Annotated in this window: 6 protein-coding genes; all 6 read left to right on the forward strand. The window is 73.2% G+C overall.

Annotation, left to right across the window (positions count from 1 at the left end; translation table 11 throughout):
• Positions 1–29 precede the first annotated feature (29 nt).
• Complete coding sequence (locus tag NR072_RS03965) at positions 30–701, forward strand: 1-acyl-sn-glycerol-3-phosphate acyltransferase (protein ID WP_036315306.1); 672 nt, start codon at positions 30–32, stop codon at positions 699–701.
• Positions 694–2,619 carry an excinuclease ABC subunit UvrC gene (uvrC, locus tag NR072_RS03970; RefSeq protein WP_036315391.1) on the forward strand — a complete coding sequence of 642 codons (1,926 nt, stop codon included), beginning with the start codon at positions 694–696 and terminating at the stop codon, positions 2,617–2,619. Before NR072_RS03965 ends, uvrC begins: the two co-directional genes overlap by 8 nt.
• Positions 2,616–3,512, forward strand: a complete 897-nt coding sequence (gene rapZ / locus NR072_RS03975) for an RNase adapter RapZ (protein ID WP_036315303.1) — start codon at positions 2,616–2,618, stop codon at positions 3,510–3,512. The genes uvrC and rapZ overlap by 4 nt, the downstream gene beginning before the upstream one ends.
• The gene (gene yvcK / locus NR072_RS03980) at positions 3,509–4,555 is read left to right on the forward strand and encodes a uridine diphosphate-N-acetylglucosamine-binding protein YvcK (RefSeq protein WP_036315301.1); all 1,047 of its coding nucleotides are present in this window, start codon (positions 3,509–3,511) and stop codon (positions 4,553–4,555) included. Before rapZ ends, yvcK begins: the two co-directional genes overlap by 4 nt.
• Positions 4,556–4,586: 31 nt before the next feature.
• Positions 4,587–5,552 (forward strand): DNA-binding protein WhiA, encoded by a 966-nt coding sequence (gene whiA, locus NR072_RS03985; RefSeq protein ID WP_036315298.1) that lies wholly within the window; start codon positions 4,587–4,589, stop codon positions 5,550–5,552.
• A 149-nt stretch (positions 5,553–5,701) separates the two neighbouring features.
• On the forward strand, positions 5,702–6,328 hold the full coding sequence (locus tag NR072_RS03990; RefSeq protein WP_036315296.1) for a superoxide dismutase: 627 nt from the start codon (positions 5,702–5,704) through the stop codon (positions 6,326–6,328).
• Positions 6,329–6,340: the final 12 nt, after the last annotated feature.

The raw sequence follows: 6,340 nt of genomic DNA on the forward strand, positions 1-6,340 counted from the left end.
CCCACGCAGGACGCGGACGAAGGAGAGCCATGGCGACGTCGGAGCCCGTGCGCAGGAGCGCCGCCGCGCTCCTGCGGCTCACCTGCCGCCCCGAGGTCGTCGGCATGGAGCACGTCCCTGCGCGGGGCCCCTTCGTCATGGCCTCCAACCACCTGTCCTTCGTCGACTCGGTGATCCTCCAGGCCCTCGCCCCCCGCCCGGTCCACTTCTTCGCCAAGGAGGAGTACTTCACGGGCACGGGCCTGCGGGGCCGCGTCCGGCGGCGGTTCTTCGAGTCCGTGGGCTCCGTCCCCGTCCGCCGGGGCGAGCAGGCCGCCTCCGTGGCCGCGCTCGAGTCCCTCGTGGGCCTGCTCGAGTCCGGCCAGGGCGTCGGCATCTACCCGGAGGGCACCCGCAGCCGCGACGGCCGCCTCTACCGCGGCCGCACCGGTGCGGCCTGGCTGGCCCTGGCCACCGGCGCACCCGTGGTGCCCGTGGGCCTCGTCGGCACGCAGCACCTCCAGCCGCCGGACACGAACGGCTTCCGTCCCCACCGGTTCTCCGTGCGCGTGGGCGCGCCCCTGGACTTCGGCCACCCCGGGCGTCGACACACCCTGCCGCAGCGCCGCGACGCGACGGCGGCGATCATGGACGCCATCGGCGCGCTCTCGGGGCAGGAGCGGGTGGACGCCTACAACGCCGCCCCGGGTGCCCGTGGCTGATCCGGCCTCCTACCGCCCGGCTCCGGGCGAGATCTCCACGTCGCCCGGCGTCTACCGCTTCCGCGACGCGGACGGACGCGTCGTCTACGTCGGCAAGGCGAAGAACCTGCGCGCCCGCCTGAGCTCCTATTTCCAGGACCCCGCCCGGCTGGCCACCAAGACCCGGACCATGGTGTTCACGGCGGCCGCGGTCGAGTGGACCGTCGTCGGCTCCGAGCTGGAGGCGCTCCAGCTCGAGTACACGTGGATCAAGGAGTACCGCCCCCGGTTCAACATCATGTACCGGGACGACAAGTCGTACCCGTACCTGGCCGTGACCATGAACGAGCAGTTCCCGCGCGTCCAGGTGATGCGCGGCGACCGGAAGCCCGGCGTGAAGTACTTCGGCCCGTTCCACCCGGCCAAGGCGATCCGCGAGACCGTGGACCTGATGCTGCGCGTCTTCCCGGTCCGCACGTGCTCGGCCGGCGTGTTCAAGCGGGCCCGCGCCCAGGACCGGCCGTGCCTGCTCGGCTACATCGGCAAGTGCTCGGCGCCCTGCGTGGGCCGGATCAGCCCGGCGGACCATCGCGCGCTGGCCCAGGACTTCTGCGACTTCATGGCCGGGGACGCGAACCGGTTCATCCGCGAGCTGGAGAAGGCCATGGCCCGTGCCGTCGAGGAGCTGCGCTACGAGGACGCGGCCCGGCTGCGGGACGACATCGCCGCGCTGCGCCGCGTGTTCGAGCGCAACGCCGTGGTGCTGCCGGAGAACACGGAGGCGGACATCTTCGCCCTGCACGCGGACGAGCTGGAGGTCGCGGTGCAGGTGTTCCACGTCCGGCAGGGACGCATCCGCGGCCAGCGCGGCTGGGTCATGGAGCGCGTGGAGGACGTCGCCGAGCCGGAGATGGTCGCGCACCTGCTCCAGCAGGTCTACGGCGACCTCGAGGGGCCGGAGCGCATCCCGCACGAGATCCTCGTCCCGGTCGAGCCCGACGACGCCGCACAGCTCACCGAGTGGCTCTCGGGCCTGCGCGGGTCCCGGGTCGCCGTGCGCGTGCCCCGGCGGGGCTCGAAGGCGGACCTCATGGAGACCGTCCGGGAGAACGCGGAGATGGCCCTCAAGCTGCACAAGTCGCGGCGGTCCGGGGACCTCACCACCCGCTCCGCCGCCCTGCGGGAGCTGCAGGAGGCCCTGGAGATCACCGAGCCCCTGCTGCGCATCGAGTGCTACGACATCTCCCACTCCCAGGGCACCAACGTGGTCGGCTCGATGGTCGTCATGGAGGACGGGCTGCCGAAGAAGAAGGACTACCGCCGCTTCAACGTCACGGGGGAGGCCGCCCGGGACGACACGGCGTCCCTGCGCGACGTCCTGCGGCGTCGTTTCGCCCGCCTGGCCAAGGAGCGCGCGGAGGGCGCCCCGCTCTCCGGTCAGGTCGAGGGGGACGATCAGGAGGCGGGGCGCCGCTTCGCGTACCCGCCCTCGCTCGTGGTGGTCGACGGCGGCCCGCCCCAGGTGGCCGCGGCCGCGGCGGTCCTCGAGGAGCTGGGCCTGGACGACCTGCCCGTGGTCGGGCTGGCCAAGCGGCTCGAGGAGGTGTGGCTGCCGGGCGACGAGTTCCCGGTGGTCCTGCCGCGCACCTCGGAGGGCCTGTACCTGCTCCAGCGCATCCGTGACGAGTCGCACCGGTTCGCGATCGCGGGCCACCGCAGCCGGCGGTCCAAGGCGATGACCGTCTCCGCCCTGGACGGGATCCCGGGCCTGGGCCCGGCCAAGCGCACCGCGCTGCTGAACCACTTCGGCTCCGTCGCCGAGATCCGGGCCGCCGGCGTGGACCGGCTGACCGAGGTCGCCGGCATCGGGCCGCGGCTGGCCGAGGCCGTCCACACGGCGCTCACGGCCGACACGCCCGCGGATACAGTGGAGTCATGACCGAGGAGACCCTCCAGCCGGAGAAGCCGCCGACATCCGAGGTGCTCGTGATCGCCGGGATGTCCGGCGCCGGACGGACCACCGCCGCGCACGCGCTCGAGGACCACGGCTGGGACGTGGTGGAGAACATGCCGCCGGCCCTGTTCGGCACGCTGGCCGAGCTCATCGCCCGCTCGCCGGAGGCGTTCCCGCGCCTGGCGATCGTGGTGGACGTGCGCTCGCGCTCCTACTTCGAGGAGCTGTACGCCGCCCTGCAGCACCTGGCCAACAGCGGAGTGGAGTATCGCACCGTGTTCCTCGATGCGGAGGACCACGTCCTCCTGCAACGCTTCGAGGCCGGCCGCCGCCCCCACCCGATGCAGGGCAACGCCCGGCTGCTGGACGGCATCCGCGCGGAGCGGGACGTCGTCGAGCCGCTCAAGGCGCGTGCCGACGTCGTGGTGGACACCACCGAGCTGAACGTGCACGGCCTGGCCACGGAGATCACCGAGCTGTTCTCGGAGTCCGGCCCCGTCACGCTGCGCCTGACCATCATGAGCTTCGGGTTCAAGTACGGCGTCCCGGCGGACGCGAACTTCGTGGCGGACATGCGCTTCATCCCCAACCCCCACTGGGTGCCGGCGCTGCGTCCGCACACGGGCACGGAGGCCGCGGTCGCGGACTACGTGCTCTCCCGCCCCGGTGTCGAGGACTTCCTGCGCACGTACGTCGCCATGCTGGGGCCGGTGTTCGAGGGCTACCGGCGGGAGAACAAGCACTACGCTACGCTCGCCATCGGCTGCACGGGCGGCAAGCACCGCTCCGTGGCCGTCGCCGAGGAGCTGGCCCGGCGCCTGGCCCAGGTGCCCCACGTCACGGTGCACGTCCAGCACCGGGACATGGGGCGCGAATGACGTCCCCGCTCACCGGCCAACTGCCCCTGCCGCCCGGGATGGGTTCGGAAGGGCGCGGGGTGGGTGCGGGCATGTCCCGCCCCACGGCCCGCGTCACCGCCCTCGGCGGCGGCCACGGCCTCTCCGCGTCCCTCGCGGCCCTGCGGCACGTGGCCGGGCACCTCACGGCCATCGTCACGGTGGCGGACGACGGTGGCTCCTCCGGCACCATCCGCCGGGAGATGGCGGTGCTGCCGCCCGGCGACCTCCGCATGGCGCTGGCCGCCCTGTGCGACGACACCGACTGGGGTCGGACCTGGGCCCACGTCATGCAGCACCGCTTCCGCTCCACCGAGGTGCCCGCCGACCAGGCCACCCTGGACAACCACGCGCTCGGGAACCTCCTGATCGTCGCCCTCTGGGAGCTGCTGGGCGACCCGGTGGACGGGCTGCGCTGGGCCGGCGCCCTGCTGCGGGCGCACGGTGAGGTCCTGCCGGTCTCGCGGGTGCCGCTGACCATCGGCGGGGACGTGCTCAGCGCCGGCCCGGACGGCCGCCTGCGCACCCGATGCGTGGAGGGCCAGGTGGCCCTCGCGGTCGCCGCGTTCGAGGGGCGCGTCACCGACGTCCGCCTGAGCCCGTCCGACGCCCCCGCCACCCCGGAGGCGCTCTCGGCGATCGAGCTGGCCGACTGGGTGGTGCTCGGACCCGGCTCGCTGTACACGTCGGTGCTGCCGCACCTGCTGATGCCGGACGTGCGCGCGGCCCTCGCCGCCACCACCGCCCGGCGCCTCATGGTGCTGAACCTGCGCACGGGAGACCAGGAGACCACCGGCCTCACCCACGCCGACCACCTCAAGGTGCTGCGCTCCTATGCGCCGGACCTCCGGCTGGACGTGGTGATCGCCGACGTGGACGCGGTCACCGACCGGGCGGCGGTGGAGGCCGAGGCGGCCCGGATGGGCGCGCGCGTGGCGTTCAGTAGAGTGAGCAGTGCCCAGGATCCCCAGGTCCACGACCCGCTGCGCCTGGCCGTCGCGATCGACGAGGCGATGACCCACTGACGCGCGCACCTCGCCGAGAAGGAGCACGAGCATGGCGCTGACCATGACCCTCAAGGAGGAGCTGGCCCGTGTGCCGGTCGCCGCGACCCCGGAGCGGCGGGCGGAGACCGCGGCGATGCTGCGGTTCGCCGGGGGGTTGCACCTCGTGGCCGGCCGCGTCGTCGTGGAGGTTGAACTGGACCACGGCGCCAGTGCGCGCCGCCTGCGCGCCGCCATCACCGAGCTGTACGGCCTGGCCCCGGAGATCGTGGTGGTCTCCGGCGGCAACCTGCGCCGTGGTCAGCGGTACGTGCTCCGGGTCGTGCGCGGGGGAGAAGACCTCGCCCGGCAGACCGGGCTCATCGACCAGCGGGGACGGCCCGTGCGTGGCCTCGCGCCGGTCCTCGTCAGCGGGACGACGGCGGCCACCGCCGCCGTGTGGCGCGGGGCCCTGCTGGCCCACGGCTCCCTCACCGAGCCCGGCCGCTCGGCGGCCCTCGAGGTGACCACGCCGGGCCCGGAGGCCGCGCTCGCGCTGGTGGGGGCCGCGCGTCGGCTCCGCGTGGCGGCGAAGGCGCGCGAGGTGCGTCAGTCGGACCGCGTCGTGGTCCGCGACGGCGAGGCGATCGCCACGCTGCTCGCCGCCGTCGGCGCGGAGCAGACCGCGACCCTCTGGCGCGAGCGGCGCGAGCGCAAAGAGGTCCGGGCCACCGCCAACCGCCTGGCGAACTTCGACGACGCCAACCTGCGCCGTTCCGCCCAGGCCGCTGTCACGGCCGGGGCGAAGGTGGAGCGGGCCCTCGAGATCCTCGGGGACGAGGTGCCCGACCACCTTCGCTACGCGGGACGGCTGCGCCTCGAGCACAAGCAGGCCTCCCTCGACGAGCTCGGCCGCCTCGCGGACCCGCCGATGACCAAGGACGCCGTCGCCGGGCGCATCCGCCGGCTACTGGCCATGGCGGACAAGCGGGCCGCCGAGCGGGGCATCCCCGGGACGGACGCGGCCTCCGAAGGCTGAGCGCGGGATCACCGTCGACGGGATCTGGCCCCGGCGCTCCGCCCCCGATCACAATGGAGACGGACGGAATACGCCGCCGAGACGCGAGGTTGCCCGAGGTGGAGGCCGAGGGCGTCCTGCCCGCAGCCTCGCCTGACCAAGGAGGAAGCATGACCGAATACACCCTTCCGGAGCTGGACTACGACTACGCCGCGCTGGAGCCGCACATCTCGGCCCGCATCATGGAGCTGCACCACTCCAAGCACCACGCCACGTACGTCAAGGGCGCGAACACCGCCCTGGAGAAGCTGGCCGCCGCGCGTGAGGCCGGCGACTTCGGCTCCGTGAACCAGCTGTCGAAGGACCTCGCCTTCAACCTGGGCGGGCACACGAACCACTCGATCTTCTGGAAGAACCTCTCGCCGGAGGGCGGCGACAAGCCGACCGGCGAGCTGGCCGCCGCCATCGACGAGTACTTCGGCTCGTTCGACCAGTTCCAGGCCCACTTCACCGCCGCCGCCCTCGGCATCCAGGGCTCCGGCTGGGCCGTGCTGGCCTACGAGCCCATCGGCGGCAACCTGGTGATCGAGCAGTTCTACGACCAGCAGAACGGCGTGCCGGTCGCCACCATCCCGCTGTTCCAGCTGGACATGTGGGAGCACGCCTTCTACCTCGACTACCAGAACGTCAAGGCGGACTACGTCAAGGCGATCTGGAACATCGTGAACTGGGCCGACGTGCAGGCCCGCTTCGAGGCCGCCCGCGCCGGCGCCTCCGGCCTGATCCTCCCGGCCTGATCCACACCGCGC

Source organism: Micrococcus sp. Mcc89 (assembly GCF_024519795.1).
GTDB lineage: Bacteria > Actinomycetota > Actinomycetes > Actinomycetales > Micrococcaceae > Micrococcus > Micrococcus luteus.

Bases quoted from the DNA above. Each gene is read 5' to 3' on its own strand.
- NR072_RS03990 (WP_036315296.1), top strand. From the start codon at position 5,702: ATGACCGAATACACCCTTCCGGAGCTGGACTACGACTACGCCGCGCTG.
- whiA (WP_036315298.1), top strand. From the start codon at position 4,587: ATGGCGCTGACCATGACCCTCAAGGAGGAGCTGGCCCGTGTGCCGGTC.
- yvcK (WP_036315301.1), top strand. From the start codon at position 3,509: ATGACGTCCCCGCTCACCGGCCAACTGCCCCTGCCGCCCGGGATGGGT.
- NR072_RS03965 (WP_036315306.1), top strand. From the start codon at position 30: ATGGCGACGTCGGAGCCCGTGCGCAGGAGCGCCGCCGCGCTCCTGCGG.
- rapZ (WP_036315303.1), top strand. From the start codon at position 2,616: ATGACCGAGGAGACCCTCCAGCCGGAGAAGCCGCCGACATCCGAGGTG.